15 protein-coding genes and 1 pseudogene are annotated in these 25,152 nt (G+C 58.4%); 9 read left to right on the forward strand and 7 right to left on the reverse strand.

The genetic code is table 11. The features are described 5' to 3' along the window. The first annotated feature begins 49 nt into the window (after positions 1 to 49). The 5 genes from ABQJ48_RS31050 (at position 50) to ABQJ48_RS31070 (ending at position 5,014) form a co-directional block, all read left to right on the forward strand. Entirely contained in the window at positions 50 to 676 is a 627-nt protein-coding gene (locus ABQJ48_RS31050; RefSeq protein WP_367841770.1) for an ankyrin repeat domain-containing protein, read from the forward strand. A gap of 281 nt (positions 677 to 957) precedes the next feature. Then, a complete protein-coding gene (locus tag ABQJ48_RS31055) occupies positions 958 to 1,689 on the forward strand; it encodes a DUF4118 domain-containing protein (protein WP_367841771.1) in 732 nt (243 codons plus the stop codon). Positions 1,690 to 1,725: 36 nt separating this feature from the next. Beyond that, positions 1,726 to 2,610 carry an alpha/beta hydrolase gene (locus tag ABQJ48_RS31060; RefSeq protein ID WP_367841772.1) on the forward strand — a complete coding sequence of 295 codons (885 nt, stop codon included), beginning with the start codon at positions 1,726 to 1,728 and terminating at the stop codon, positions 2,608 to 2,610. A 498-nt stretch (positions 2,611 to 3,108) separates the two neighbouring features. Next, complete coding sequence (locus ABQJ48_RS31065) at positions 3,109 to 4,086, forward strand: MlaA family lipoprotein (protein WP_367841773.1); 978 nt, start codon at positions 3,109 to 3,111, stop codon at positions 4,084 to 4,086. Between the two features lie 652 nt (positions 4,087 to 4,738). Then, on the forward strand, positions 4,739 to 5,014 hold the full coding sequence (locus ABQJ48_RS31070) for an RNA-dependent RNA polymerase family protein (RefSeq protein ID WP_317015033.1): 276 nt from the start codon (positions 4,739 to 4,741) through the stop codon (positions 5,012 to 5,014). Positions 5,015 to 5,574: 560 nt separating this feature from the next. On the opposite strand, the gene ABQJ48_RS31075 is transcribed toward ABQJ48_RS31070, so the two are convergent. The 3 genes from ABQJ48_RS31075 to ABQJ48_RS31085 all read right to left on the reverse strand — a co-directional run bounded on the left by ABQJ48_RS31075 (position 5,575) and on the right by ABQJ48_RS31085 (position 10,150). After that, positions 5,575 to 6,726: a porin gene (locus tag ABQJ48_RS31075; protein ID WP_367841774.1), complete on the reverse strand. Its 1,152-nt coding sequence runs from the start codon at positions 6,724 to 6,726 to the stop codon at positions 5,575 to 5,577. Positions 6,727 to 7,776: 1,050 nt separating this feature from the next. Then, on the reverse strand, positions 7,777 to 8,955 hold the full coding sequence (hemA, locus tag ABQJ48_RS31080) for a glutamyl-tRNA reductase (RefSeq protein WP_473094214.1): 1,179 nt from the start codon (positions 8,953 to 8,955) through the stop codon (positions 7,777 to 7,779). A gap of 871 nt (positions 8,956 to 9,826) precedes the next feature. Further along, complete coding sequence (locus ABQJ48_RS31085; protein WP_367841776.1) at positions 9,827 to 10,150, reverse strand: hypothetical protein; 324 nt, start codon at positions 10,148 to 10,150, stop codon at positions 9,827 to 9,829. 885 nt (positions 10,151 to 11,035) lie between these two features. On the opposite strand from ABQJ48_RS31085, the gene ABQJ48_RS31090 reads away from it, so the two are divergent. Beyond that, the gene (locus ABQJ48_RS31090) at positions 11,036 to 11,479 is read left to right on the forward strand and encodes a universal stress protein (protein WP_367841777.1); all 444 of its coding nucleotides are present in this window, start codon (positions 11,036 to 11,038) and stop codon (positions 11,477 to 11,479) included. A 204-nt stretch (positions 11,480 to 11,683) separates the two neighbouring features. Continuing rightward, complete coding sequence (locus tag ABQJ48_RS31095) at positions 11,684 to 12,976, forward strand: MFS transporter (protein WP_367841778.1); 1,293 nt, start codon at positions 11,684 to 11,686, stop codon at positions 12,974 to 12,976. A 572-nt stretch (positions 12,977 to 13,548) separates the two neighbouring features. Here ABQJ48_RS31095 and ABQJ48_RS31100 read toward each other — a convergent pair. Further along, positions 13,549 to 13,944, reverse strand: a pseudogene (locus tag ABQJ48_RS31100) (LpxL/LpxP family acyltransferase); the annotation flags it as partial. A gap of 583 nt (positions 13,945 to 14,527) precedes the next feature. On the opposite strand from ABQJ48_RS31100, the gene ABQJ48_RS31105 reads away from it, so the two are divergent. After that, the gene (locus tag ABQJ48_RS31105) at positions 14,528 to 15,265 is read left to right on the forward strand and encodes a c-type cytochrome (protein ID WP_367841779.1); all 738 of its coding nucleotides are present in this window, start codon (positions 14,528 to 14,530) and stop codon (positions 15,263 to 15,265) included. Between the two features lie 314 nt (positions 15,266 to 15,579). Here ABQJ48_RS31105 and ABQJ48_RS31110 read toward each other — a convergent pair whose 3' ends face one another. Together ABQJ48_RS31110 and ABQJ48_RS31115 are read right to left on the reverse strand one after the other, a co-directional pair. Continuing rightward, positions 15,580 to 18,081: a PAS domain S-box protein gene (locus ABQJ48_RS31110; RefSeq protein WP_367841780.1), complete on the reverse strand. Its 2,502-nt coding sequence runs from the start codon at positions 18,079 to 18,081 to the stop codon at positions 15,580 to 15,582. A gap of 27 nt (positions 18,082 to 18,108) precedes the next feature. After that, complete coding sequence (locus ABQJ48_RS31115; protein ID WP_367841790.1) at positions 18,109 to 21,174, reverse strand: PAS domain-containing sensor histidine kinase; 3,066 nt, start codon at positions 21,172 to 21,174, stop codon at positions 18,109 to 18,111. Between the two features lie 971 nt (positions 21,175 to 22,145). Here ABQJ48_RS31115 and ABQJ48_RS31120 point away from each other — a divergent pair. Next, positions 22,146 to 22,418 carry a hypothetical protein gene (locus ABQJ48_RS31120; protein ID WP_367841781.1) on the forward strand — a complete coding sequence of 91 codons (273 nt, stop codon included), beginning with the start codon at positions 22,146 to 22,148 and terminating at the stop codon, positions 22,416 to 22,418. 672 nt (positions 22,419 to 23,090) lie between these two features. Here the strand turns inward: ABQJ48_RS31120 and ABQJ48_RS31125 are convergent. Next, positions 23,091 to 24,599 carry an alkaline phosphatase family protein gene (locus ABQJ48_RS31125; RefSeq protein WP_367841782.1) on the reverse strand — a complete coding sequence of 503 codons (1,509 nt, stop codon included), beginning with the start codon at positions 24,597 to 24,599 and terminating at the stop codon, positions 23,091 to 23,093. Positions 24,600 to 25,152: the final 553 nt, after the last annotated feature.

The following is a 25,152-nucleotide window of genomic DNA, read 5'->3' on the forward strand; positions in this document are numbered from 1 at the left end:
AGAGGCACGCCGCTAAACCAGCGTGCCTCGTCTCACGGAAACATCTGGTATGAAGGATCTCGGAAACTTTGGCTTTGCATGGCGTTCCATCGCTAGCGTGGCTGCATGTGCAGTGGTTTTGGCAGGATGCGGATCGGAAGTCACGACTGCTCCTGCTCTGCATCTGGACGCGAGCCAGCACGTCGCCGCGCATCAATACGACAAGGAATGGTTCAACGCTGCACGAGAGGGGAGATGGGACATTCTCGATGCGTTGCTCAAGGCGGGCTACCCACTTGAAAGCGTCAATTCGAGCGGCTACACGGCGCTCATTCTTGCTGCCTATGACAATCATCCCGATACGCTCGACAAGCTGATGGCCGCCGGCGCCAATGCGTGCGCAGCCGACCATAACGGCAATACGGCTTTGATGGGCGTCATTTACAAAGGCCAACTCGACATAGCAAGGACGCTCTTGCAAGCGCGCTGCGATGTTAACGCAACCAATAACGCGGGCGAAACCGCACTTGCTTTCGCCGCGCTTTTTGGACGCTTTGGCTTGTTCGATGACCTGATCGCGCATGGCGCGGACCCGGATCATGCGGACGCGCGGGGAAACACTGCCCTCGCGACCGTTCAAGCGCAAGGCAATCTGGCGGCAATGGAAGCGCTTAGAAAAGTCGGTGCGACGCATTGATTTACTTGTCACAAATGTCAGACATGTCGCTTTTGTCTGTCTGCTCGATCTCAAGTGCGCGACCTGGTCAGTCTCACAGTACGGGCGAGCTGCGAACTTAAACCTGTCGACGTATCGGTTCCGTCAACACTGGACGCGCTCTCCGCCCAGCGGATATTAGCTCGTTTCATGGACCGTAATAGCCGGCTATCACTCTGCTTTGGCTCTCCTCGATATGGGGGCCAGACGTGTCCTCGCCCTCTCAACCGCCGAATGCAAGGCACCAAATCAAACGACACTATATGAAAGTTCGTAATGCAAGCCGCTGGGCTCCGCGGGGTCTCGGGGGCTGGTATTTTGCGGTATTCGCACTCGTCATCGCAAGTGGAGTTCGGTTGCTGCTGCACCCGCTACTAGGACCAATCATGCCTGGAACGGCATACTTCATCGCCGCCGCGTTGATCGAATATTTCTTCGGAATGGCGCCTGCGCTCGCCGTCATGACAGTTGGCCTTGCGATCGCCGACTTCCTGTTTGTGCCCCCGTACCAGCAGATAGGAGTATTGGATCAGTCCGACGTTGCGCTGATCGTATCGCTTCCGGTGGTTAGCATGCTGGTGATTTGCCTGATAGAGAGGTTGCGACGTTCTGAATATCGCGCCGAACTCATCGCCCTAGTGGCGCAGTCGCGCTATGAAATGCTCTTGCGGGCGGATAATGAACGCGAGATCGCCAGTCGCGCTGCAGATGAAACTCATCGGCTGATACGGAATCTTCCTCGCTATCACGATGACATTATCCCGACTCAGGCGCGCGTTCATCAGGCAGTGCGCTGCCATGGCGAGAGTGACCCCGCTTCCGCACCAAAAACGAAACGAGCGGCGACTGTGCCGGGGATGCCCCACGAGCATGTCCATTCGAACGATACCAGCCGCCTCTCATCCACACTCGTGCCTAGTAGCAGCCATCGCACTCGCATCGACGTGGGCGTAGGACAGTACAAGCTGATCGACAGTGTAGCGAATAGACTTTGACGCACGCCGGCGAGTTTCTAGTGAGCGAAGTGAGGATTGAAATTGTTAAACACGAAGTCGCAGTTCAACGCAAGTGGGGATCACGCGGTGCTCCTGGTCCATGGTCTTTCGAGTTCGCCGCTCGAGATGCGGTTTCTAGCTCGCGCTTTGGCGCGCAGTGGCTTCGCAACCTATGCGCCAGTGTTCGACGGCTATAGTGCCGGATCGCCGGAAAGAAGGATGGAGCAGTGGCTCGCAGCGGCCGTCGGCCGATTCGACGAACTTTCCCAACGATATCGACGCGTGTCGGTGTGCGGCCTCTCGATCGGGGCGACTTTGGCGCTCGCGCTCGTCAAGCAGCGACCCTCGGCTCAGGCGGTCATTCTCTTGTCCGTCACGCTAGCCTACGACGGCTGGGCTATCCCGTGGTATCAATTCCTGCTAGGTCTGGCCTATTACACGCCGATGCGAGGAAGGTGGCGATATCGCGAAGAATCGCCATTCGGGCTCAAGAACGAAGCGCTTCGCGCGAAAATTGCTCGCGTGATGCAAAGCAACGCGATCAGCGAGATTGGTCCTTCCACCATATCGCTGTCGGCGCTTCATGAAGCGTCCCGGCTCGCGAAAAGCGTGCGCAGGTTCCTGGGCGATATTAAGACCGATTGCCTCACGATTCACGCCATAGATGATGAAACCGCGAGTGCCAACAACGCAAGATTCGTCAACGCGCACATTGGGGCATCGTTCGTGCGTTCTATCTATCTCGACGACTCGTATCACATGATCATCTCCGACAACGAGCGCGAAATTGTAGCGGGCGAAGTGAGCCTGTTTCTGCGCGATAGCGAAGCGGCACAAGGCGGCGTGGCTGGAGAAGGCACGCCGATCGTCTCCAAAGCGCTCGCAAGGCGTTTGCGACAAATTGCCAAGCCAGGTCGATGAAGTACCGCTAAATGTCAAAGCGGACGGCAGGATCGGCAGGCGTCAGGGGGACGGCCTGCAACTCGAGCCCTACGTGTACGTCCTGCATGAACTCACCGAATTGTCGCAGCACGCACCGAATGCCAATGTCTCGAAGCTGCTGCCGTTCAACTTCGCGAAACTCCCGGCTCGGGCGCGAAGCCCCGCTTGATCGTGCCGGCGCAATTGCGCGGACATGGTCGATCGATGCGCTGTGGTCAGGTTGATAGCGAATCACTTGGTTGCGAATGACCCAGGGTACAAGGTGACAATCTCCAAGCCGCTTACCGATTTCCCGTTTGGAGTGACACGGTCGATCCGGGCCGCACGAATAAATTTCTTTAGGAACAGATCGTGAAATTTCCCGAGCAATATTACTGGGTGCACCCACGCTTCAAACATCGTCCGCTAGACATGCTGGCGGTGTATTGAATGTTACGCATTGTCAGAGATCTAGCCTCAAGCGAGTGTCCCGGCGAAATGAGCAAAACAGTAACGACAACGATACGCGCCACAGGGATGGCAGTGGCGGCAGCACTGATACTCGCGGGCTGTGCGACGGTACAGACGCCGACCAGGGGTGATCCACTGGAAGGGCTCAATCGTACTGTCTTCACGTTCAACGACAAGGTCGACCAGTACGCCTTAAAGCCGGTCGCTCAGGCGTATGTACGGGCACTGCCGCAGCCGGTGCAGGACAGCGTTACCAACTTTTTTTCTAACATTGGCGACGTGTACACGGCTGCCAACGATCTGCTGCAGTTGAAAATTACCGATGGCGTCGAGGATGTCATGCGCGTCACCATCAATACGGTCTTTGGTGTCGGCGGCCTGTTCGACGTCGCGACGCTCGCGAGACTGCCAAAGCACACGGCCGACTTTGGGTTGACGCTCGGTCATTATGGCGTGCCGCCGGGGCCGTATCTCGTTCTTCCGCTGCTCGGTCCGAGCACCGTGCGTGACACTGCGGGGATGCTCGCCGAGTTCGAAGCGGATCTGACAACGTACATCCAGCCGATCTGGGTCCGGACGACACTTTATGGCGTGCGGGTCGTTAGCGAGCGCGCATCGCTGCTCGGTGCGGAGAATCTCCTGGCGGGTGCTGCCCTCGACAAGTATTCGTTCGTACGAGACGCGTATCTGCAGCGTCGCCAGTATCTGATCTCCGACGGCAATCCACCTCGGCCGGCCTACGACGACTCGGGCCCCGATACAGGCCCAGACAGCATAAGCACGCCGGCGTCCGGAGCGGCCGGACAGTCCAGCACAGTTGTCCCCGCGCCCGCTGCTGCAAACGCACCTGGGGCCGCCTCCAACGCTGCTGGGTCGACTGTGCCCAGGTGGTCTACAGATGATGCCGCCGGGGCGTTATTACAGTTTGCCGAACCGGCTGCCGAGGTAAGTGGTATTCGCGCCGGTGAACCGGGCAACGTACACCCGCTTCAACGCAAATCGTGAGTTGCGATACACACGTAGTGAGGCAATGAAAGATATGGGGATGATTTTCTCTGTTAAAGAAGCACGTGATGTGCTACGCGACATTTAGCGAGCACAGCCGAGCTAAAAAGACGAGATACATGATGAACAGTAAGTTCTCTGTCGACGCGCATTTCTACACTCACAACGGACCCTACAACCTCAGTGAGGTCGCCGGCGTTATGAATGGAATCGCAGCCAAGTCCGACCACGTGCCAAGCGGAGTTGCGCCGCTTGAGCCTCCAGGACGAGCTGCGCGCGCTTAGTGCCCAGTTGGTCGACCAGGCGGCCTACCTGCGGCTGGAGGAAACGTTTACGGCATTCGTGGGGCGTTTGCGTAGGAGCTCAAGCCCGCAGCGATTGAATTTCGGGCGGAACGCGGGTTAGTCCTATCGCCAGAGAAGACCAAAATAACGCATATTGTCCCAAGCGTACCGCGCATGAAGCGGTGCATCGGGTGGCGACGGCGATTGTTCAGTGCAAGACCGGCGTCAGGTGGCGCGTCGGGTCAACGACGACGACGTAATGCATGTGCTGAAGCTGATGCTGACGGCGTCGGGCAAACAAGGCGTTCGGCAAGTCGGGGTGCTTTCACCATTGCTCAGTAAACATCTATCTCACTGACGTAGACCGTATGCCCGAGCGGGCGAAAGAAGCCGCGCGCAACGGGAAGTACACCTACGTCGGGTATGCCCGATTCGCTGACGATCTGGTGGTGCTGATCGATGCCCATCCGCCCCATGCGTGGCTGCTGAGGGCGGTGACCAGGCGACTTCAGGAAAAATTCGCCAAACTGCAGGTTGAGGTCAATAAAGACAAGAGCCGCACCGGGTTGTATGAGGAACTGAAGCTGGTCAACGGCTATCGTGTTCGTCGTGCTGCCCCACCGAAAGCGCGCCCAGCGAGATAGCTCCCATAAATCTTGACATGAAGCACACAGGAGAGCGTAGTGCCGCAAATCGGCCCGGTCCGTTCGACGTGGCGGGAGCTAAGCACGTGACCATGGTTGCCGGATGCGGGGCATCGCGAAAGCGGTGGAATCACCACCGGCGCCTACCGGTGTGCGCGCCAGTTCTCGACCCTACCTGAGGAGGCTGGGCGCGGGTGATCGCGCTCAGCTACCCGACAACCTGCGTCACTACTGCAACAGCTGATTTGCCGCTCGAGATCTTTGTTCCACCGTCGGCGCATCGCGCCACGATCCCCTCGTCTGCGCCGTACAAGAATCTTCGCGCCATTTCATATTGCACGACATCACGAAGACGAATCGGCCCTGCGGGAAAAACGAATAGCATGATGAGTAAATTTGAGGAAACTCCTGAGGGCCAGCGGGAGGGCCACAGGACCGAAAGCCCACGACACGGAGAGAACAGCGCGCAAACGCACGCGACCGCGCGCCGACCTGCGACCGGTGCGCGGTTGTGGTTGCTTTCCTGACTAGCGGCTCAATCAGGAAATGGCGGATTCACCTCAGAAGCGATGGCGCATGCCGATCGTCACCGCCGTCTGGTTGGCGGTGGACGACGGCGACAGCGTATTGATCGCGGCCACGTTCGCACCCAGCGATCCCAACTGACCCGAGGCGTGCTGGTACACACCTTCCAGGTACACATCCGTGCGCTTGCTCAAAGCGTAGTCGCCTTGCAGCGAGGCCGTCTGCCACTTAGGATCGCCCGCTCCGTTGGAACCGGTGACCTTGCCGTCGGTGAACGTGTAGGCGGCCGCGAGGCTCAGCGCCGGCGTCAATGCGTAACGGCCGTTGAGTTCATAATTGTCCATATGAAGGTTCGTGCCGCCGATGCCGCCGATGACCGTCCCGCCGACGTTGATGCCTTGTACATTGTCCAGCTGCGTGTGGGTATACACGAAGCCGACGGTCGCCGCGCCGTACGTGTAGTTCGCGCCGGCGCCGTAAGTGCGCTGCAGGGCCGCGGCGATGTTTGCGTCGCCGTTGCCCAACGAGACCGCGCCACCGGTGTTGTTGCTGCCGGAATTGTTCAGTTGCAGATACGAGGCCGCGACATTCAACGGACCGTTCTGGTATGAAGCGCCCGCGCTCCATGCTCGGTTGTTCGAGAACTGACCGGCCGCATTGCTGAAGCCATACAAGCCGCCGAACTGGATGCCGTTGTAATTCGTGCTGGTGTACTTTACGGAGTTCGTAACCGAGAAAGTACCGTCGAGATTGTCATTATCGAACGGGTGCGCGGCCAGATTGTTGCCATAGCCGTAGCCTGCGGCCGAAATCGGTGCGAGATAGTCGACCATCGAATCATATTGGCGGCCCAGCGTGATCTGGCCATATTGATCGCTCTTCAGGCCGACATAAGCCTGACGGTTGAACATCGTGCCGTTTTCTTTGAATGCGCCATTGTTGAGGTTGAAGCCGCTTTCCAACGTGAAAATCGCATGCAGGCCACCACCGAGGTCTTCATTGCCGCGCACGCCGAACAACGTATTCGACAGGGACCCGCTTCCCTGCTGAAAGTTGCTATGGCCCAACTGATTATTGGAGTAGACCAGCCCTGCGTCCAGCGTGCCGTAGAGGGTCACGCTGCTTTGAGCTTGCGCCGAGACCGCAAACGCGCCCAGCAATGAGGCGGCAAAAAGCGTTTTCTTCATGTTCTTCTCCAGATTGCATGGTGAAACAAAACAGACCGCGCGATTGGCGATGCTGGGCATGGCGCCGATGGCCGCGGCGAAACACTCTGATAATTGAGCGCGAAGTGTACCCGGCGGGTAATCGTGATGACACGCGAATTGCGTAAAGAGTCTTTTTCGATGTGCGCAATGACGAATCATTTCAAGCCGCGAGCGTTAAAAGGGTATTTGTCAACTTGTGTGCCGCGTTCGGCCCGCCAGCGTTAGTTAGTATTACGAAGGGATATGTCGGGAGTGCTGCACCGTCGAAATGCACGTCACGCGTTCCCACGTCTCGAAGGGCTGGGTGCGTAGCGCCGGCTTTTGCTTTGCATCGGTGCGTTAACGGCAATGCATGACAGGTAGAGTTAGGAGAAGTTCAACTTCACTCTCTTTGAACGAAGCGCGTGCTCAAGGCCTCCAGAGACGATGAGCTGATTTCATTCTGCGCAACTGGCCGTGCCCCCAAGCTGACGCGCGCATGACAACATTGTCACGTTGCGCTCCCACACCTTCAACTGGTTACGGGTTTTTTGCAAGCGGCAAAGTCGGCTGGACGGCCATGGTGCATGGATTAGCGTCGCCCCACTGGAATCGGCTGGAATCCCCATGCGTTGAAGGTCGAAATGGCCCAAAGCCGATTGTAGCGAAAGTCTGAACGAGATTGAGTGCCGAGGAGTTCGAGCAATTTGTCTGGCCGCATCGGCTTGTACTTGGAGCCTGTACAGACCGGGACGGTGCGAGTCAACGACGCGGTCAGATCGCTTTCATAACTGCGCACAAGAGCTGACTTGACGCATCTGAGAGGCGTGGATGGCTCTGATTCCGGTGAGTGGGAGGCACACATTGTGTTCCATTCGCCGGCTTGCGCTGTGTTCGTGTTGCGGTGGGATCACCGTCACGGATAACGTATTGGCCCATGAAAACAGCGCAAGTATTTCAATGCACTGCGGGAGAAAATCTTCGCTTCGTCCACGAATCGCATGAACGTGATTGACACCAGGCGTTCTTTTTAACGAGGGTTGCGCGCCGTTAGAGCTCGGACGAGGCTGAGTGCCGATAGCAGCCGGACAACAGAGTGGCGAGGTGGTCCCGGTCGCCGCCGCAAGCACGCGTGAGCGCATGTGTCGGACCGTGGATGAACTTATTGGTGAGCGCCTGCGACAGAGCTTCGAGCACCGCGGCAGGGTCGTCGCCGCGAGCGAGCATTTTCTGCGCTCGCCCGAGTTCGACGCGCCGCAGCGCGTCGGCCCGCGTGTGCATATGGCGGATCACCGGCACCACGCTGCGCTGCTCGAGCCAGTGCATAAACCCCTGAACGCGCGTCTCGATGATCGCTTCCGCTTGGGCCGCTGCGGCCTGACGCATCGCGGAGCCTTCGCGCACGATGGTGCTGAGATCATCGACCGTGTAAAGGAACACGTCTTCGAGCCGCCCGGCTTCCGGTTCGATGTCGCGCGGCACTGCGAGGTCGAGCATGAAAATCGGCCGGTGCTTGCGCGCCTTGATTGCGCGCTCGAGCGCTCCGAGGCCGATGATCGGCAACGACGACGCGGTGCACGACACCACGATGTCGAACTCGTGCAGCCGCTCGGGCAGGTCCGCAAGTGGAATCGCCTGACCGCCGAAGCGTTTGGCGAGCTTGCTGCCGCGCTCAAGGGTGCGGTTCGCCACTACCAGAGCGCGCGGCGTCTGCGCCGAAAAATGCGTGGCGCACAGTTCGATCATCTCGCCTGCGCCGATGAACAATACGCGCTGGCTAGAGATCTTATCGAAGATGCGCTGCGCTAGCCGCACCGCGGCTGCCGCCATCGATACCGAATGGGCGCCGACGTCGGTCTGGCCGCGCACCTCCTTTGCGGCCGAGAAGGTACGCTGGAACATCTGGTTCAGATATGTACCCATCGCGCCGACTTCGGACGCGGTGCGCACGGCCTCCTTCATCTGGCCAAGAATCTGCGTTTCACCGAGCGCCATCGAGTCGAGGCCCGACGCCACGCGCATCGCGTGTCGCACCGCCTCCGACTGTGGCAGCGTGTAGACATGCGGCGCCAGTTCGTCAGCATCAATGCCGTGATAGGCGGAGAGCCACGCAATCGCGCGCTCAGGCGCGGCGCGGTCATCAGTCGCGCAGTAAATTTCGGTGCGATTGCAGGTCGACAGAATCGCCGCTTCAGACAGCGCGTCGCAGCTGAACGGGAGCCTATCCATCGCCGACGTGGTATGCGCCGCACCACCGCGCGGACTACTGTGCCTATGCCACGCGGCTTTCAGTGTCTGCAGGGCGGGCCGGATCTGTTCGAGCGAGAACGCCACTCGTTCGCGCAAGGCAACCGGCGCGGTATGGTGATTAATTCCGATCGAGAGCAGTTGCATGTTAGGACGATGAGTCGCAAAAAGACTGGTCTCCAATACTATTGTTTGCGACACATGGTTGCAAATGGGTTGTCTCTATAGATCCGATAGCGGCGGTGAGTCGTTTGCGGTTTATCAAAGCCCGCTATCACGGCCTCGCGAAGAAACATCACGCGCGCCTTCCCCGTACTGGCGTTGAGCAACATCTACAAGAGCCCCGACCGGCTCCTGGCACCGATCCGTCCATAAACGGGCAGAACGGACCGAAAGACCCGCTCCCAGGTCCTTCGGCGCCTGGAAATCGAACCCGTCGGGTTCACCGATCTCCCAATCAGGAATTCAGCGGCAACGTTTCTGCGAAAACGGCGGCTTCTTCCGCATAGCCTTGACTTACATTGAAACGCTCGAATATCGCGAGCGTGCTAGAGACCAGGTGCGCGGAACGAGCTAACGTCAACAGTAATGGAATGGACGCCACCACCCGAGGTGGCATCAATGTGCCAAAGTGGGAGTGTCGAAGCAACGACTTAAACGAGGGAGCGTCCATCAGCGTAGGTTGAGCCGTTTCTCGTTGCGCTTCCGGTCAATCACCGGCTTGCAAACCGCAAGTCGGTTTCGTTCGCAGACGTCGCGTCGGACCCGGTTGTCAGGCAAGGCGATGATCCGCGTAACGGCACAGACGTCGCTGCGTAATTACGGGGCCTTTGAAATGCAAAGAGCTTCCGCATCATCTATTCAGGTATATGTTGTGAACAAACAGCGTCGATTCAGGCTTACGATCATGATCGATATTGATCATGTCCACGCCGCCCGACGGGTTGTCCAGGAATTGCAGATTTGCGCGGACGATGTCATCTTGCATCGCAGCCTGCAGGGCCTTGCGTGCATCGTTGCCGCTCACAGACGATCCATGCGGCATCTGCAGAGGCGGTGCGTTCAACGCCGGCGGATTAGCAATCTGCGGCTGCAGGATCGACAAGTTCTGGGCGTAGCACGCAATAGGGGTGCTGCACAACAATGTCAGCAGGGTTGGCAGTAAAAGACGCTTCACGATCGCGATCCTTTCTGATTGGAACCATCCGATTATGGCGGCCGCACCTGATTCGACAGTGACGCGTCCATTAAGAATTTGTTATCCGAAGGGCAGATCCGTACTCGTGGCTGAGACAAGCGACTTTGGTTTGACGAGGACGCAGTGGTTCGCGCTGTCGGGATTCGCAAGAAGAACGTGCTAGTGGAGGGGGTAAGCTTGGTGCGGCTCCGCGCGTGGCCACCGCCACATTTCGGAGATTCGGACAATTGCCCCAGCGCGCGTTCACGCCAACGCATGAGCGCTTCCACGCGACGCGACAGGCGCATGACGGACCCTTTCCCGCCGGACAGATCAAAGCTGTGGACGGCGGGTTTTCAGCGTGGAACAGCCACTTGCCCATTCGCGTTGGCCGACGCCTGTTCGGCGTTTGGGACGGCACGCAACAGGCTTCGCGACATTGCCTGCTTTGCCGTGAAACGGCGAGGCGCTAGCAAAGAGTCGCCGGCGAATGACAATCCGGGGAGCAGCGGTCTGGAAGAGCCAGAAACTGGACCGACGGGGAACCGCCGATATCGCTCCGGCGATTGCTGCCGCGCGCGTCACGGCGGGCGCAGGCGTGGCTTTGATATTCACTGCGGCGACGGCGATCGACATACTCCATGTTAAATGCACACGACTGGCTCCTTTGAGCAGGCAGCAGATCCAGGCAATTCCGCGACTGACGCTTCACGGCCCGGCCGCTGCGCTCCGTGGAGGACTGTAGCCGACGCCCCTCTCGTTGGCTGCGGGGCAGGCCCCTGTCGAAAAAAATAACAATTCGGTAATCGACGTGACACTGTTCGGCAAACGACGTTATGGAGAATAGAAGCGCCTTGAACCCTACAGGCGGCACAACCATTGCCCATGACCCAGTCCGGATCGATTTTGGTTTACTACGACGGCTCAGCCGAGGCCACGTGTGCGCTTGAGCGCACGGGCAAACTGGCTTCGTCCTGCGGCAAAAAAGTTCACGTGCTCGTAGTTACCGACACCGTCTCGGCGGTGGCATCGAGTGCGGGAATGCTGAGTGGCGCCGCATACAGCGTCATGGTGGGAGCGACATCCGTCATTCTCGACGAAGCGGTGCTTCACCTCACCGCCCAAGGGACGGTCCCGCGCGGCCATGCTTCGCAAGGCGGCGTCGTCGACGCGATTGCCCGCCACGCCGCCCTTGTCGACGCGGACATGATCGTCATCGGTTATCGCAAACTGCGCGGGCTCGCGAAATGGTTGAGTTCACATCCGACGCTCGACCAACTTGTCGAGCGCTCGGCCGGACGCACGGTCGTGGCCGTGTCGGTGGCGTGACGTCAAACGCGTAATAGTCTGCTGTCGCCGAGCATGACAGCCCGCCGCAGAGATAGCCGCGCAATCGCGAAAGGCGCGTCCCGTGAGCCGATGTTGGGACGTTGCGCGCCTGCCGCCGTCGCAGGGTCCGCCGCATTCACGTACGGAACGCTTTGACGTGATGGCACGAAGATAACGATCCTCCTGGTTCAATTTGAAGCTCGCATGGATACCACCGATTCACACCAGATTCCGTTTGTCCCGCATCGTCCGCTGGCGGCTAGCGACCACCGGACGCTCTTTCTCGCCGCGCTCGGCGGTGCGCTCGAGTTCTATGATTTCGTCATCTATGTATTCTTTGCGGCCGTAATCGGGCAACTGTTCTTCCCGCAGTCAATTCCGGACTGGCTGCGCCAGGTACAAACTTTCGGCATTTTTGCCGCAGGCTACATCATGCGTCCACTCGGCGGCATCATCATGGCGCATTTCGGCGACCTGATCGGGCGCAAGCGCATGTTTACGCTGAGCGTGCTGCTGATGTCGTTGCCGACGCTGCTGATTGGACTTTTGCCGACTTACGAGCGTCTCGGCGTAGCCGCGCCAGTGCTCTTGCTGGTGTGCCGGGTGCTGCAGGGTGCGGCAGTCGGCGGCGAAGTGCCGGGCGCGTGGGTATTCGTCTCTGAGCATGTGCCGCAGCGTCACATCGGATACGCGTGCGGAATGCTCACCGGCGGGCTGACGCTGGGCATTTTGCTCGGCTCATTGTTCGCTTCCGCGCTCAACCACCACTATTCGCATGCCGAGATTCTTGCCTATGCGTGGCGGTTTCCGTTCCTCATCGGCGGTCTTTTCGGTCTTCTTTCTGCCTTCCTGCGCCGCTGGCTGCACGAGACGCCCGTATTCATCGAAATGCAGCGGCGCAAGTCGCTGGCCGCGGAGGTGCCGCTCAAGACGGTGCTGCGCGACCACGGCGGTGCTGTACTCGTGTCTATGCTGCTCACTTGGACGCTGACCGCAGCGATTGTCGTCGTCATCCTGATGACGCCAACTCTGTTGCAAAAGCGCTTTCATATCGATGCAGCAACCGCGCTGCAGGCGAACGTCGTTGCGACTCTCGCCCAGACGATTGGCTGCGTCGTTGCTGGTCTGATTGCAGGGCGCTTCGGCGCAGCCCGTACGATCTTTGTGGGCTGCCTGCTCCTTGGCTCGTCGTACTTTCTCATGTGCAAGCAGATCATGGTCGATCGCTCGTCGCTTATGCCGCTCTATGCGATGGCCGGTTTCTTTGTCGGTGCGGTGGCGGCCATTCCAGTCGCAATGGTCAAAGCTTTCCCGCCAGTCGTGCGCTTCTCGGGAATCTCCCTCTCGTATAACGTCTCGTACGCAGTGTTCGGCGGGCTGACGCCGGTGGCCGTGTCGCTGATGTCGGCGTCAAACCCGGCCGCGCCCGAACTCTATGTGTCGGTGCTGTGCATCGTCGGCGCACTCGCGGGATATGCGTTGCGCGACGCCCGCTAAAGGCGATCGCTGAGAGGGTCGCCAGCGAGGACTTGCGCCCCGTAGTTTGGATAGCAGGGTGGCGGGAGACCAAGACTCTGAAGCCTATCGACAGGCATTTCCTAGGGGAATGCGCGAGTCATTTCACCCCGAGTCTCTCCGCGGTATCCGGCCGCGAAAGCTGAGATTCCGGAGCTCGCGAGCGCTTTGATCCGGCGATCTTCGAGGGAGCGCTTCAGGACCATCGAACGCGTCTTTGCCTGGGAAGACAAGTTCCGTCGTCTACTGCTGCGCGTCGAACGCGTCAGTGACGTGACTACGCGCTAAAGGCACTTGCCTATTCGATGATCAATCTGCGTCACTACTGCCATAACTGACCTCACGCCAGGCTTGGCATAGCATCGTCGGCGCTCGGCTCAGCGTCGCTGATCGTGCTCGATCTGTCGATACGTTCATATTCGCATAACGAAACATATCTTCGTATTTTCAGCGCGCCATACCGAACACCGATCCGCGCCTCTGGCTTGTTCGATCCCTCTCTACGAAATCAGCGTGGAAACCCGCAACCAGTTGATCGTCATCTGCAGCAGAGCCTCGAGAAACGCATTCATGCGACACGCATCATTCGTGTCGCTTCCCGATGGGAAATCGATGAGCGGCGCAAAAACGTTCAACCGATACCCTTTAAAATCCGGCAGTACTTCTGTGACGAACGGCACCACGCGCGCGTCCCATTCTCGCAAGTCGCGAAACAGAAGTCAGTGTGCACGCAGGGACGCCCAAAAAGGCACAAAAGAGAGTTTTCGATGCCGTGGTCCATGTCCGCAGAAAGCATGACCGGCTTGCCCTCATGAAGCAATCTCACGATCTTCCTGGCGCTTGTCGAGCGTTCGATCATCTCTGCATTAAATCGGCCGCGCTGCCGCTTCTGGCCAGGTCGCAAAGGCGCGTGTTCGCATGTGCGTGTACAACGAAGCGGCGGCCATCTGTCGAGCTTCGGGTCCGGCAGCGCACTTCCCCCTGAACCGCCATCTGCTGCGCGCCTCCCTGGATCGCAAACAATGCTGCAAGCCTTTTCGCGGCATGGCATCACTTCACCGAGCTCACCCAGGATCCGTCCGCTTTCTGAACGAGATGTGTGGATGGTACGAGTGGTGCGAGTGGTGCGAGTGGTGCGAGTGGTACGAGTGGTACGAGTAGTGCGAGGGGCGTTGTCGCGTAGCAGGGCTCGCAACGCAGTAGCGAAAATGAACCCAAAATTCTACGCAAACTTCCGGTGTCGTTCTTGAATTGTCCGGCACTTTACACAGCGAAATCCCTCGAGGCGAAATGAAAGTGCCGACTCCGTTTATGACGTCGGAATTGGGCCGTCTGGATAACCGTTACGTTGCGGTCCGATTACGTTTTTGTCATCTGACATGCTTGCTGATCGTCTTTACCGAGGCTCAAGTCCTTACGCATGCTCAATTCATGACAATTCATAGCCATTTTCAATGAGGGTCATCGATAGAATTAAATTCACGCGCCCGTCGACTATAGACAGACTCTGGCAAACCTCAACGGGAAGATCAGATGCTCGAGATCATCAAGCGATTCAATGCACGCAATCCGGACGACAGGTCTCGCGCAGAGCGGCACGAGAAGACGGGTTCATATCTTCGGCACGCCATTTCCCGCGGCGCCCAAATAGGTTTGGTGGCGTCGCTTGGCGCGTTCGCGAGCCTATGCTTCGCCCAAAGCCAGGCTGCGACCGCAAGTACAGGCAACGTTGCGCAAAGTCCGTCGGTTGGGACCTGTGTAGCGTGCCATGGTGCGCTGGGTGCCGGAAGTGAAACAGGCGCGCCGCGGCTGGCAGGCAAGAATCCGGAGTACCTTGCACATGCGCTGTCGATGTTCAAGGCCGGCACGCGTGTCAGCCCTCAAATGCAGGCGGTCGCTCAAAACCTGTCGGACAGCGACATGCGGGCCCTCGCGGTGTTCTTCTCGAACCAGCGTCCGCCACTTTTGAGAGCTTCACAGCGGCCAGCGCCGGAACTCGTCGCCGCCGGCAAGCAGCTCGCCGAAACGGGAACTGGTACGAGCGTACAGGCGTGTTTCAGTTGCCACGCCGCGGGCGGCAAAGGCAATGGCGTGCGCTTCCCCGGGATCGCAGGCGAGCCCGCCGCTTTTACCGTCGCCCGGCTGCACGAATTTCAGGTGCGAGCAAAAGCCGCACCTCCGAAAGCTGGAACAATGACCGCAATAGCGGCTACGCTGAATGACACGCAGATCGAGCAGGTCGCCGCTTATCTCTCCGTTACCGGACCCTGAGGACTTCGAACGGGGCGCCGGGGAACACTACCCGGACCGGCTAGCCGCACAAACGGGTTCGGGGCAAGCTGCTGCGGGCGGCTAGCTGGCGAACTGAGAAAAACGAGCGACATGGCGTACTAACACCGGGCCAGGAATGCGCCCGTCCAACTAATTGGTCGCCGGCTATCTAAGGGTGGTCGGAGACCGTCGTGAGGTCGTGCGTGTAGATTGGCAGTCCATTCTGTTTTTTGAACACTCGAAAGTCCGGCGCAAGGGGCGTTCATGTCGACATCTTCATTCAAGGCATTCAACAAATGACGAGTTGCCAGTCCCTACCCGGAAGTCTCGATCGGAAGGCTGAAGCTGAACGTCACGCCACGAACCTCATTGCGCACGACCCAGATACGGCCGGCGTGTGCTTCGACTATCGACTTACTGATCGCCAGCCCCATGCCCATGCCCGTTTCCTTCGTGGTGGCAAATGCTTCGAATATCCTTTCCGGATTCGCCAACCCCGTGCCTTCATCCCGAACGTCGACCACCAGGGTGTCCGCATCGCGCCGGGACTGGATCAATAAAGACTTCTTACCCTCGATCGTCGACGACGACGCCTCGATAGCGTTTCGCACAGGGTTGACAACCACCTGCTGAATCTGCACTGCGTCGGCCCTAATCATCGGCACGTCCTGGGCTAACCTGGTTTCGAGCAGGATCGCGCTTCCGTGAATCTGATCAGCCATTAGCGTGCAGACCTGAAGAATCAACGCGTTGATGTCAAGATCGACCTTTTCGGGAGCCGTTCGCTTGAACAGCGCGCGAATACGGCTTATCACGTCCGCGGTGGCATAGCCGTCACGGACGATGGCTTCGACGCTGAGTCGGGCGTTGTCGATGTTGGGAGGCGTTGCAGCGAGCCAGCGCCGGCACGCCTGCCCATTGGCCACAACGGACTGCAGCGGCTGGTTGATTTCGTGGGCGATGGACGCGGACAGCTCGGCAACAGTGGCCATCTGTGACGCCTGCGCAAGCTTTTTCCGCGCATGTTGCAGCGCGTCCTCGCTGGCGAGAAGGTTGCGGTGCGCGAGAGCGCTCGTCAACACGTCTTCCAGGCGCCTGCCGATCTCCTCAAAGAGCCGCCGCTCCACGGCAGCCCAGGAGCGCACGCGCGAGCACTGATGCAGCCCGAACAGGTACGGCCTGTCGCCCCTCGGACGCACCACGATCGTGAGAGCTGACAGGATGCTGAAGCGCTCGCGAATCTCTGGCGTGATGTCGAGATCCACCACCGCCCCTGGGGCGTCCAGCATGTCGCGCAGCGATTGCGTCGTCCGGGCGTCCACACGCAGTTCATGGTCGAGCGCAAAGGCACCCGGGTAGTCCGGATGGGTGTGCTCCATCACCGCACGACACGTCGGCGCATCGGGATCGCACGGATAGACCAGCCAGGCACGATCGCAATCGAAGATCGCCAGCGCCTCCTCAAGCACGCCGCGCGTCATGCCCTCAACCTCGTTTGTTCGCTGCATGGCGCGGTTGATACGGTCCATGGACTCGAGAAACCATAGATGTTCCTCGCGCTCCTCTTCTGCACGCTTCTGCTCGGTGACATCAATCGTAGTGCCGATGTATTCGATCACCTGGCCTGAGCGGTCCAGAACCGGATGGCCCACGCAACGGAGGGTTCTCAAGCCGGTATCGAAGTTCATGATCCGGAATTCATATTCGCAGCCGGAAGCGTCGCTCACGGCCTTTTCCAGGGTAGCCAGGATCCGGGGGCGATCATCCGGATGAACGTCCGCCAATAATTGCTCAAACGAAGGCACGCCGTTCGCGGTGTCGTGGCCGAGAATGCGGTACCACTCATCCGACAAATACAGCAACGTATTTGAAAAGGGATTCCATGCCCAGCTTCCGGTGTGACTGATCTTCTGCGCCTCCGCCAGGTACTGACGACTGCGCCGCAGTTCATTCTCCGCCTGCTTGAGCTCCGTCATATCGACGACAAAGGCCACGCCACGCCTGCGTTCGTCGTCGAAAGCGGCCCCCCCGACGAGCACGGGAACGCGTTGGCCATTTTTATGGAAATATTCCTTCTCGAAGGGTTGCACGCTGCCCGACAGCTCTACCTGCGGCACGACATGTTCAAGTTCGTGGGCGAGCGATTCTGGAGGTGTCAGGTCGGTCCACCGCAAGCGACCCGACATGAGATCCTCGCGCTGGTACCCGACGATGCGCAGGAACGCGTCATTGGCCTCGACGATCTGGCCGTTCCGGTCCCAGATCACGATCCCGATAATGTTCGCGTCGACGAGGCGCCGGATCTCGGCTTCCCGTTTCTGGAGTTTGCGGTACAGCCCGCTGTTTTCGAGAGAAATCGCGGCCTGGGAAGCCAGCACCTTCAGGAGGGCAATCCTGCCGGGCGTGAAAACGCCTGCAGCAAGCCTGTTTTCCAGGTACAGCAGCGCAACCAGCGCACCCTGCTTCATCAACGGCAGGCAAAGTACCGACCGCACGCCTTGCGCACCGAGGTACTCATCGGTGGAATGTGGACTCCCGACTGATGTGTCGTCGAGGATCACGATCTCCCGGGTGCGCGCGGCATAACGTACTACCGACTCGGGAAGTTCGTCCGCGGAAGCCGGCGTCTCGCGCAGGCTGACCGAAACGACGCTGCCGCAAGTCTTCGCTTGCGCCTGGATCAGGAATTCGCTGTCACGCGGGAGTATGAGTAGTCCACGGTCCGCGCCGGCCTGCTCGATGGCGGTCCGCAACAGCGATTCGATGAACTTTTCCGGAATGATCTCGCACGACACCGCCTGCGACACGTTGATCACGGTGGCCAGATCCAGCGATGATGTTGCTTAAGCTGCTGGGGCTACGGTTTGTGGTTCACCAGAAAGGGCAAAAATTGGCAGCGTCAGAGAAAACGTCGCACCCTGGTCGAGGTTGTTCCTCGCGGTCAGCGTACCGTCATGTGCTTCGATAATTGAGCGTGAAATTGCCAAACCTATACCCATGCCTTTTGCCTTTGAGGTGACAAACGGTTCGAAAAGAGTTGCGAGGTCAGCGATACCCTCGCCGTTGTCAGAAATTTCGACTGCCACGAATAGTTCATCCAGGACGGCGCCAGTGATGCCGACTTCTGGTGTGCGGCCGGTATTTTCTGTTGCTTCGATTGCGTTCGACATCAGGTTGATGAGGACCTGCTGAATCTGTATCTGGTCGACGTTCACGTCTGGAAGATTGTCAGGAAATTCCAGCGTTATGGCAGCATCTCGCATAGTGGGGTCTTCTTTCAACAATCTCACTGCGTCCTGGGCCATGCAAGGAATACTGCATTGAGACTTCCTGAAGGACTCTCGTTTGAACAGGGCACGGATGCTCTGCATCGTTTCGTCGGCAGCACGGCCATCCCGGAGTATGCGTTCCACCGAAGAGCGCGCATCATCGAGATTTGGCGGGTTGGCCTCAAGCCAGCGCCGACAGGCGTGGGCATTGAGGATAACAGACGTAAGTGGTTGATTGAGCTCGTGCGCTATCGAGGCCGATAATTCTGCGACCGTTGCAAGCCGGGTTGCCCGAGCGAGTTCGGTTTGAACTTCTCGCAAGCTGTTTTCAGCACGTTTTTGTTCGTCGATGTCGATGTTCAGTCCGTACCATTGAACGATGTTGCCGTCCGCATCGCGCATCGCTTCGGCGCGTACCTGATACCAGCGGTATTGCCCGTCCTTGCTGCGCATACGGTGGACGCCGGTGTAGGGTTCACCAGTCCGAACCGAGTGTCTCCATCTTTGAAAGACACCCTCCCAGTCATCTGAGTGGATGGTCTTCCTATATCCGAGGTCACGAGTTTCCAATATGTCCACGCCGGCGTATTCTGCGAGTCTCCGATTGAGGTAGGTCAGTTGCCCGCCAGCATCGGTGCACCAAATCATTCCTGGGATTGTTTCGGTAATCTCCCGCAATTGGTGCTCGCGCTGCTGGAGCGTGACTTCCGTTTCTTTCATGTCGTCAATGTCCGTGCAAACGCCATACCAATGAAGGATTTCACCCGTCTCATCGCGGAAGGGTTCACCGCGGACGAGATACCAATGTAGTTTCCCATCAGCTCCCGTAATCTGATAAGTGTCCTGGTAAGATGAGCCCTCAAGGACGCATTGCTGCCAATGTCTATGGACACGCTCCCGCTCGTCAGGCGGAACGAGACTGAATAAGGGCTCTTCCCCAATTTCCTCCCAGGTCTTTCCGATGAACGAAAGCATGCGGCAATTCCATCGGTCGGTGTCCCCGCCTGGAGTAGCGCGCCAAATCATGGCAGGCATTGCGTCTATGAGCCTGCGAAGATGTAACTCCTTTCGTCTTAATTGTTCTTCTACAATCTTGCGTTCGTGGATATCGGTGAGCACACCGTACCAGTCAGTGATATCGCCTCGGGCGTTACGCGTTACATTGGCCCGGCACTGGAACCATCGATAGGACCCGTCAGCACCGCGAACGCGATATTCCGTGTCGTACGCCGTCCCGCTTTTCACCGACCGGTCCCATGCTTCTCTAACTGTCGCGGCATCGTCCGGATGAACAAGGTCAAGCCAGCCGTTGCTGGTCAGTTCATGGAGGCTTCTGCCGGTGTAGGCTTCAGCCTGTTTGCTCACATACTCTACTGAGCCCGCGGCGTCAGCGCTCCATAGGAAGCCTGGCACTGCATCGGTGAGCCAGTTAAGTTGCGCTTCACGCTCACGGATGACCTCTTTCGTTTTGTACAGGTCATCGATATCGAGGCTCATGGCATACCATTTGTACACGCTTCCGTCCTCGTTGAAATAAGGAACGGAACGGGAATGATGCCAGCGATACTCGCCGTCCGCATGTTTCCAGCGGTACGTGTCCTCGTAAGCTGCCATCTGTTCGACCGACCGGAGATAACCTTGTCTGATTCGCTCCTTGTCGTCGGGGTGAATGAAATGCAGAAATCCGAGTTTTTGTAGCTCCTTCAGCGTAGTACCGGTTTCCTCAAGGATGTGGCGATTGACGAAGTCGAAATCCGCTGTCGTTCTTGTGGCGAAGCGACCCGGAAGGCGGTCGAGCAGTTCCCGGGCTTCCTTCTCGCTTTTCTGCAACGCTTCCTGAGCCTTTATTGCGTCGTCGACCTCGATACCGACCAGGTACCAGTTGACCACGACCCCTTCGTCGTAAAACGGCTCAGCGACGAGGTGTTGCCATCTGTACACACCATCGTATTGCTGCATCCGGACGACGACATCGACGGGTTGACCCGTTTCAATACATTGCGCCCATTCGGTACGGACAGCTTCTACCTCGGTGGGGTGGATGTAGTTCATCCACAGGTCACCGACAACCTCTTCGCTTGGACGGCCCAATGCGGCAAGTACGACCTTGTTGACGTAAACGAGTTTGCCGGCGGGGTCCGCAACGCACACGCAAGCAGGCACGCGGTCAACCATTCGCCTGTAGTTTTGCCATTCGCTCTGAAGACGCGACTCCGCAATCTTGCGGTCGTTCACGTATTCCAGTTGACCGTCAATGGTTCGCGACCAGAGCTGACTGGCGAGGTTCTCAATAGGCAAGTCAAACGGGACATCTTTCATCCGGGCGGTAGATGCCGGTTTTCTTGAGCGACGAGAGACCAGCTCCACGCATAGCCACGCTGCAGGAATCGTAATAATGGACCGGGTGAATGAGCTTGATGCGAGTACAGGATGGGGTAGGCCGACCAAGACCCAGACGATTCCTGTAGAGACGAAAGCGGCAGAAAGGCGGCCGATGTTTCGCCCCAACAAATGGGTGAAGAGAATTACAAGGACCAGACCCAGGCAGCCGGTATAGGATTCGAGTAACGATACGGTACCAGAGGCGATCGAAACGCCGATGGCCAGCGCGGCAATCTGAGAAAAGCGTGAGATTCGCATGGTAAGCAAGTCAGCCTCGAGTTCGACATTGACTGGCCGCGAGACGTTCTGGTTCTCTACCAGTCCTTCATATGTTTCGTAACATTGCGGTGCTGATGAATGACCTCAATGTTTCGCATCGAGCGCTACATCACGCCATCGACCTACCTGTGATGTTTGATGCATCGGTGATAACTGTAGCGGTGCTTTCGGATATTCCCACGTTCGCTGCCTTCCCGAGCCTCGTAGCGCCGGTCAGCCCAAAAGGAACTCGGAGACATACCCGCAGTATTTGCCAGCAACTCCACAACGAAGCGTTTATCGCGGGCGCCTCGCACGGGTTGTTCGTTCGAGTCGAATCATTGAGGGCTGAGAACAGGCAACCGTCATTGCCTTCCTTCGACAGGGCATCGTTGACCTACTGGTTGTTGGATTGTGCTGGATTGAATCGGCAAGGCTGCTATGGGTCACGTCTTTGAAACGCTTTCTTCGACTGCGGTACCGATGACTGTCCTCATTACTGGGTGGTCGGTGACTCTACGATCCCTCACTTTCATACGCGTGTACGAGTCCCTTCGGTCAGGCCAAAGCCGACAAACTACGATAGCGTGAAGGGCTCGCGCAATTACATCTTTATGTAACCCGTCACGCAAGGCCGCCGCGGTGGATTGGAAATGTGAATGAACCGCAGGAGGTTTCCAATTGCAGACGCGATTGATGGTGGTCCTGCTGGCAATGGTGCGTCGACGCCTGCAGGAATAGTCGCTGGTATATAGCTGTTTGCCAGGCTAGCCATAAAAAGAGCAATCGATGCGCGCATCGGTGGTCGTGGCATTGGCGGCAGCGGCGTAGTGATTGTCGCGTACTGACTTACTGACGCACCCGGACGAACCAAGGCGCCTGCTCTCTCTCAGGCGCTTTGCATTTCAGCGCCAGGTCGCGGAACGCCTCATTTGCGCTAGACAGGCTTGAGCAACCGGAGGGAGACCTGGATGATACGCAAGACGCTCAATGCCTCGCAGCTTCAGCAGGAGGTCAACCGGCGCATCCATCGACTGCAGGAAATCGTCGAGGACGGCGTGAAGATTCGTGTGCCGCGGCCACAGTTGCAAGAAGCTGATATGACAGGTTGCAACTGGAACATGACCCATTTCGGCAACGCCGTCGGCTTCGAGCGCGACATCGAGGGCGTGCTCAGGGCCGTGCGTGCGGAATACAACCTTAGTACCGAAGTGAAAGACACCGGCAACCCGTTTGGGGACTAACTGGCTGTTGAAATACCACCATGCTATCCGCAAACCACAACCCGGACTGGTCTTAGAACTTTTGCTACCAGACGCTGCGACCGACGTCGAGGTCGTTACGCGAGAACTCGGCCTGATAAACGAGATGCTCGAACGGCTGCGACGTGCACTCGACAGGGTCGCTTGCGCCCAATCGCTTTTGGCATCAATGAGGGTGGGGACCGCGGAGATGAGCGACGACGAGACGGCAGAGTGCGCCGGGGCGGGAAGCGACAGATGTGGATGTGACAGTTGGCGATGCGGGTCGTTACGCGCGCCGTCGCTCGGGCGAGCGTCGGCGCCAGCGTCCTGAGCGAGGATCGATGCGCGCGGCGAAGGCGATCAGCACGCCGAGCGCGACCGGCCAGATGCCAAGGAAAACGAATAACGCGGTCATGCTCGAGAAAGAAGAAGTAAGTTTCCACGATCCCCTACGCTACGAAGGCCGTGGGAGAAGGCAGTTAGGGAGTCGGGGAATTAAATGTCCAATCTATGGCGTGCAGATAGAGGTGGCGCCGTTGGTGCGGACGGTCAAACCGAGTTTATAAGTGGACGGGCCGGGTTCATCAAGCTGCCGATTTGATCGCTGGCAGCTTCTCGAAGCCTGGCAGCACCCGTGGTCCGACAATAACCGGCCAACGGTCGCGGACAAACTTAGGGTCTCGCGAACCCGAAGGTATCGGCGAGTTCACGCACATCGGTGAATCGCGGTTCCTCTTTCGATATCGCGACAGCCATGGTCGCCGCCGTAACCGCTCCCGACGCTCCGCTGGCCGGCGCTGCGGGCGCGGGTATAGGACATGCGCTGCCGAACGGTCCCGGAGCGACCGGAATGGCCGGCGCGTCGGTACGCGCCGGATGAGCGAAATCCAGAGCGTACGCAAGATTGAATGTGCCGGGAGCATTGCCGCGGACGCCGACCGGGTCGATGCCAAAGCGCCATTGAATCAGTTGGTGAATCGAACTCGGGTCAAACGGAAAGCGCGTAACGGTCGCCGCCGGAACACGCGGGCCGAGCAGTACGCAAGGCACACGAAAACCCAGCTTTCCGTCATTTCCAAGCGCCGTTTCTGCGTCGCTCATGGGACGCGTCGGGGGAATCACGTGGTCGTGGAAGCCGCCCCATTCATCATAGACGACGATCATCAATGTGCGGTCCCAGTTCGGACCGGTCCGCAGTGCGTCGTAGATCTGGCCGAGCAGGGCTTCGCCGTTGCGAATGTCCGCGTGCGGATGATCGTCTGCTGAGACGCCCTGCGCTTCGCCGGAGAAGATCGGATCGATCATACAAAACGAAGGCAGTGTGCCGTTCGCGGCCTGCGTCAGAAACTGCGGGAACATCTGGGATATGCCCGTGTAGCGGTTCCCGAAGAGCGCGGTGAACGGCGTGTCGTGATAAAAATAGGTGGCGCTGACATTCTTGGCGGCCAGCTTGTCCCAGATCGTCGGCAGCGTCGAGACGGTCGTCGTGTTGCTAAGCCGATCCGTTGCGCCCGCATGCAGATAGATGCGGTTAGGGAACGTCTCGGACAGGATGCCACTGAAGTAGAAATCGGAAACCGTATATTGGCTTGCTACCCCCCGAAAGAAGTCGAGGTCGGCAGCCTGATAGAAGCCGATCGGCAGTAAGTCACCCTGCGTGTTGCTCGTCGCAGTCGACAACAGGAAGCCGTTCATCGCGCCATTGGCAAGGTGGATGCGTCCACCGGCAAAGCTATGGTTCGGGTCCGCAAAATTGCATGCCTGGAAGCCATAGTTGGGATTGGCGGACAATAGGAAAGGCGCGTGCTGCTGTGCGAAGTTGTCGGTGAACAATTGGTTCGGCGGCATTCCTTCGGCGCCTGGGACCCAGCTCATGAAGTGGTCGAACGAACGGTTTTCCATCGTTACGAGCACGATGTGATCGATGCCCGAAGTCGTCGGATCGGGCAATACAGGGCGTGGCAACGCATAGCGGTTCGTGCCGCCGGGTGAGGGGATTTCATTTGCCAATGTGCTGCCGGAACTCGCACCGGGTTTTCCGGCCGGACTGACCTTCGTGCTGCTGCCATCATCGGACGATCCTCCGCATGCCGACAGCGCGAGTGCGCCCGTGCCTGCTGCGAGACCGGCAAGAAAAGTGCGACGGTCAATTCCACTCTTGTTGTTTTCACCGCTGTTCAATTTGGACTCCGTTGTATGAATTAGAGTACGACACGATTGCGCCACGAACACAACGCTATTGATTACGCCGTCGCCGACGCAACCGACGTATCCCGTGAACGTCGTCTCGTACCAAAAGCGCCGATTCTCTAGACGCAAAATGACAGCCGTCTGACACGTGGGTAACAAATGCCCGGTGGCGGCGCAAATAAAGATATCGCGCGAATGGAATAAAAATGGCCCTGACTCGTTTCGGATCTGTGTCGGTGGCGAACCGAAGAACTGGTTCAGCCAAAAATTCCGATTCCGTAATAATGAAAGTGCCGCCGTCGTTCAAACTTTTCTCAAACATGGCTCGGAGGTTGTCCATGGCGTTATCAACAATTGGAAGCCGACGCCACCAGGAACCCTGAACGCCTCTCGAACCTTCAGCGGGATGCCTAGGTCCACAACTGCCCCTGGGGGCGCGCAGAATGTCGCGAAGAGTTCCGCCGTCCGGAAGATTCGGTAGCGTTCTTCCATCAGTTGCGGAATAGGATGTCCTGCGCAGCGCAACCCTGAAACAAACGCACGT

Origin of the sequence: Paraburkholderia suaedae, from assembly GCF_040812055.1 — a bacterium.
Taxonomy (GTDB): domain Bacteria; phylum Pseudomonadota; class Gammaproteobacteria; order Burkholderiales; family Burkholderiaceae; genus Paraburkholderia.

Excerpts from the sequence above, each read along its gene's own strand:
- ABQJ48_RS31050 (WP_367841770.1), top strand. The coding sequence starts at position 50 with ATGAAGGATCTCGGAAACTTTGGCTTTGCATGGCGTTCCATCGCTAGC.
- ABQJ48_RS31055 (WP_367841771.1), top strand. The coding sequence starts at position 958 with ATGAAAGTTCGTAATGCAAGCCGCTGGGCTCCGCGGGGTCTCGGGGGC.
- ABQJ48_RS31065 (WP_367841773.1), top strand. The coding sequence starts at position 3,109 with ATGAGCAAAACAGTAACGACAACGATACGCGCCACAGGGATGGCAGTG.
- ABQJ48_RS31070 (WP_317015033.1), top strand. The coding sequence starts at position 4,739 with ATGCCCGAGCGGGCGAAAGAAGCCGCGCGCAACGGGAAGTACACCTAC.
- ABQJ48_RS31075 (WP_367841774.1), bottom strand. The coding sequence starts at position 6,726 with ATGAAGAAAACGCTTTTTGCCGCCTCATTGCTGGGCGCGTTTGCGGTC.
- hemA (WP_473094214.1), bottom strand. The coding sequence starts at position 8,955 with ATGGATAGGCTCCCGTTCAGCTGCGACGCGCTGTCTGAAGCGGCGATT.
- ABQJ48_RS31090 (WP_367841777.1), top strand. The coding sequence starts at position 11,036 with ATGACCCAGTCCGGATCGATTTTGGTTTACTACGACGGCTCAGCCGAG.
- ABQJ48_RS31095 (WP_367841778.1), top strand. The coding sequence starts at position 11,684 with ATGGATACCACCGATTCACACCAGATTCCGTTTGTCCCGCATCGTCCG.
- ABQJ48_RS31105 (WP_367841779.1), top strand. The coding sequence starts at position 14,528 with ATGCTCGAGATCATCAAGCGATTCAATGCACGCAATCCGGACGACAGG.
- ABQJ48_RS31115 (WP_367841790.1), bottom strand. The coding sequence starts at position 21,174 with ATGCGAATCTCACGCTTTTCTCAGATTGCCGCGCTGGCCATCGGCGTT.
- ABQJ48_RS31120 (WP_367841781.1), top strand. The coding sequence starts at position 22,146 with ATGATACGCAAGACGCTCAATGCCTCGCAGCTTCAGCAGGAGGTCAAC.